This window comes from Streptomyces roseochromogenus subsp. oscitans DS 12.976, from assembly GCF_000497445.1.
Classification (GTDB): domain Bacteria; phylum Actinomycetota; class Actinomycetes; order Streptomycetales; family Streptomycetaceae; genus Streptomyces; species Streptomyces oscitans.
This window is the reverse complement of sequence record NZ_CM002285.1, coordinates 1,951,841-1,955,370: the sequence shown is the minus strand read 5'-3', so window position 1 is coordinate 1,955,370 and position 3,530 is coordinate 1,951,841. Positions and strand designations below refer to the sequence as shown.

4 protein-coding genes are annotated in these 3,530 nt (G+C 73.3%); 2 read left to right on the top strand and 2 right to left on the bottom strand.

Features of this window, described 5'->3' with window-relative positions; genetic code table 11:
• A partial coding sequence (locus tag M878_RS58515) for a LysR family substrate-binding domain-containing protein (protein ID WP_023545802.1) occupies positions 1–588 on the top strand: 588 nt, incomplete at its 5' end.
• Positions 589–683: 95 nt separating this feature from the next.
• Positions 684–866: a 4-oxalocrotonate tautomerase DmpI gene (dmpI, locus tag M878_RS58510; RefSeq protein WP_023545801.1), complete on the top strand. Its 183-nt coding sequence runs from the start codon at positions 684–686 to the stop codon at positions 864–866.
• Positions 867–978: 112 nt separating this feature from the next.
• On the opposite strand, the gene M878_RS58505 is transcribed toward dmpI, so the two are convergent.
• Positions 979–1,770, bottom strand: a complete 792-nt coding sequence (locus tag M878_RS58505; protein ID WP_023545800.1) for a S1 family peptidase — start codon at positions 1,768–1,770, stop codon at positions 979–981.
• A gap of 205 nt (positions 1,771–1,975) precedes the next feature.
• A partial coding sequence (locus M878_RS58500) for a helix-turn-helix transcriptional regulator (protein WP_023545799.1) occupies positions 1,976–3,530 on the bottom strand: 1,555 nt, incomplete at its 5' end.

The window sequence follows — 3,530 nt, the reverse complement described above, 5'->3', positions numbered from 1 at the left end:
ACCGGGCTCGGCGCGCATCTGGACCGGGTGCTGGCCGCGTTCGCCGAGCGGGCGCCCGAGGTGCCGGTGGAGCTGGTCTCGCTGCCGGCCGGTGAACGGCTGGCCCGGGTCGCGGCGGGCCGGCTGGACGCCGCGTTCGTCCGTTCGGCCGAACCTCCGGCCGGAGTACGGGTGGTGCCCCTGTGGTCCGATCCGCTGGTCGCCGCCCTGCCGGCCACGCACCCGCTCGCGCGGCGCGACGAGATCGACCTCGCCGACCTCGCCGGGCTGCCCCTCGCCCTCGCCCCGCGCCGCGTCAACCCCGCCCTGGTCGACCTGGTCGTCGGCGCCTGCCAAGCGGCCGGGTTCGAGCCGGTGCCCGGGCCCGTGGCCGGCACCCTGCACGACACCCTCGCCACCATCGGCGCCCGGCCGCTGTGGACGGTCGTCTACGCCTCCCACGCGCGCGTGCTGGCCACGCCCCGGGTGGCGTACGTCCCCTTCCGCGCGCCCGGACTGGCCCTGGCCACCGGTCTCGCGGTGCCCGCCGCCGATCCCTCCCCGCATCTGGAGAAACTGCTCCTGGCCTGCGGTGATCACGAAAGCTGATCGCTGCGGTCGCGGACTGCTTCTTGGTCAGGGGCATGCGCCGCGATGGACTGGACCCACCACCGAACAGGAACACCGGTCAAGGGAGTTCAGTCATGCCGATCGTCACCATCCAGCAGGGTCCCCGCGATGCCGAGCTCAAGCGGGAGCTGGTCAAGCGGGTCACCGACGCGTTCGTCGACGCGTACCGGATCCCGGCGGAGACCGTGCAGGTGTGGATCCACGAGGTGCCCGCGGACAGCTGGGGCGCGGCCGGGAAGCTCACGGCCGACAAGTAGCCCCCGCGTCCCACGGGGGTGGATGTGGAGAGGGGGGCGTTGCGGGCCGCTCGTGGTGGCTCGCAACGCCCCCCTGGCATCTACCCGAGGGGTGCTCGGGAGGTCTTCCGGGTCACGAGTTGACCTGCGCGGTCACGAGGTCCGAGAAGGTGGTCAGCCGGGTGTACACACCCGGGTAACCGGCCTCCGCGCAACCCTCGCCCCAGGAAGTGATCCCTGCCAGGACGCCCCCGATGAGCAGGGGACCGCCGCTGTCGCCCTGGCAGGTGTCTACGCCGCCGGTGGTGAGTCCGGCGCACACCATGTCGGACTGGACGAAGTCCGAACCGTAAGAAGTCTTGCAGCTGGAGTCGGCCACGATCGGAACGGTCGCGGTCCGCAGCTGGTTGGAGGAACTGCCGTTCTCCGAGGTGGTCCCCCAGCCGAGGATCCGGGCCGTGGTGCCGGCCGCGTACACGCCCGTCTGGGAGGAGGAGACGTACGACACCGGGGTGTACGGCAGCGCTGTCGACAGGGTCAGTACCGCCACGTCGTCGCCGTTGGTGGCGTCCGAGTAGCCCGGGTTGACCCAGATTTTGCTGACGTCGCTGACGGTGCCGTCGGTGCCGTTCAGATAGGTCCGGCCGCCGACCACGCGGACGCTGCCGGCGGACTCGCCGGCCATGCAGTGCGCGGCGGTCACGACCTTCTTGGCGGCCACCAGGGTGCCGCCGCAGAACTGGTTCCCGGACGCGTCGGTGATCTGGACGACGAACGGGTACTCCGCCGTGGTGGTGGTCGTACCGCCGACGATCGGCTGCGGGGCGGCGCTCGCTGTGGGGGAGGCGAGCAGCGCGGTCGCCGCGGTGGCGGCGGTGGCCACCAGGATCGCGGCGGTCTTTCTGGCACGTCTGAGCCCGAACATGAGTCTCCTCAGTGGGGGTTGCACCGGTGGGGGGTCGCAGCGGGCGGGGGTGTGCACGGGGGTCGCGGGACCGACCCCCGTGTGCCCGGGCGAGCGGCACGCCCTTTACGCTAGGACCCGGAACCCTCGGCTCCCAATGAGGGAACCCCCTAGGGGGTTGGGTGAGGGAAAACCCTCGGTCCGGTTCAGTTAACCGGCCGCGTTCTCACTTCGCGCGGCGAGCTGCCGCCAATCGGACGATATCCACGCGGGAGCGGATCCCCAGCTTGCGGTAGACCCGGGTCAGTGTCGCCTCCACCGTCTTCACGCTGATGAACAGCCGCGCGGCGATCTCCCGGTTGGTGGCGCCCTCCATGACCAGCGCGGCGACCTGACGCTCCATCGAGGCCAGCACCTCCAGTCCGGCCAGCCCCGCCAGGGCGTCCGGCACGGCGAGCGCCGGTTGCGGCTCGGGAGTGGTCAGGGATTCGTCCACTTGGCGCAACCAGGGCAACGCCCGGCAGCGGCGGAACATCCGGGTCGCCTCGTCATAGGCCGACGAGCCGGGGCGTCTGCCGCGCAGCCGGGCCAGCGCGAACGCCGCCCGCGCCTCCTCCAGCCCGTAGCCGAGCTTGCCGAGCCGGTGCTGAGCGGACGTCAGCTGGGCCACGGCGGCCTCCAGGTCGCCCTGGGCGGCCCGTACCAGGGCCTCGGAGCGGTCGAGGACGGCGAGGACGCTCTCCCGGTCCAGCCGCAGCGCGTGCTCGCGGCTCGTGTCGATGACGTCCTGCGCCTCGGCCGGTTCACCGATGCGGACCAGTGCCTCGGCGAGGTCGCCCTGCCAGCGGCCGCGCGCCGGGTCGGTGATGCCGAGCCCCAGCTCCAGCCGGCGCACCCGGCGCAGCGAGCGGACCGTGCCCGCCGGGTCCCCGGCCACCAACTGGGCGTAGCCGAGCGCGCCCAGGGCCCGGGAGAGATACATCTGGTCGCCGTCCTCCTCGGCGTGCTCCACCGCCTCCCGGGCGAGGGCCAGGGCCCGGTCCACGTCGCCGCCGGAAGCCTCCGCGAGCGAGGTGAGCATCGCCGAGGCGGTCTCGCCGATCCCGGAGTCCCGGGCGAGGCGCAGGCTGTCGCGGGCCAGCTCCAGGGCGCGCCCGCAGTGCCCGGCGCGCAGCTCGGTCTCGGCGAGCCCGCGCAGGAAATGCACCTCGCTCTCCACCGAGCCGCGCCGGCGCACCTCGCGCAGCAGCGCGGTGACCGTCGTCCGGGCCTCGGTCAGCTGGTCGCCCATGACCAGCCAGCGGAACCGGGCGCTGCCCGCCCCGTTGTGGTGCCAGGCCACCCGGGGGTCCTGAGGCTCCTTCAGCGCGCGCTTGATGGTCCTCGGCGCCTCCGGGTGGCCCATCAGGGTCTCGGTCTGCGCCTGGAAGGCCAGGGAGAGCAGTTCGGTGCGCCGGTCCTCGCCGCGTGCGGCCAGCTCGGCGGCGTGTGCGGCGGCCTCGCGGGCCTCGGTGAAGTCGCCCTCCACGATCAGCGCCCGCCAGGCCAGCTGGTAGTGGACCAGGGCCAGCAGCCGGGGGTCGTCGCCGGCGTCGGCGAGGGCCTGCGGGAAGACCGCGTCGACCTCGGCCATGGTGTGGCCGGCGCTGTCGATGACGATGATCCAGGCGCGCACCCGGTCGGCGGGCACACTCGCCCGGGACAGCACCTCACGGGCGATGTCCCGGGCCAGGTCGAGTTCGCCCGCGGTGATCGCGTCCTCGGCGGCCTGCAGCCGGCGC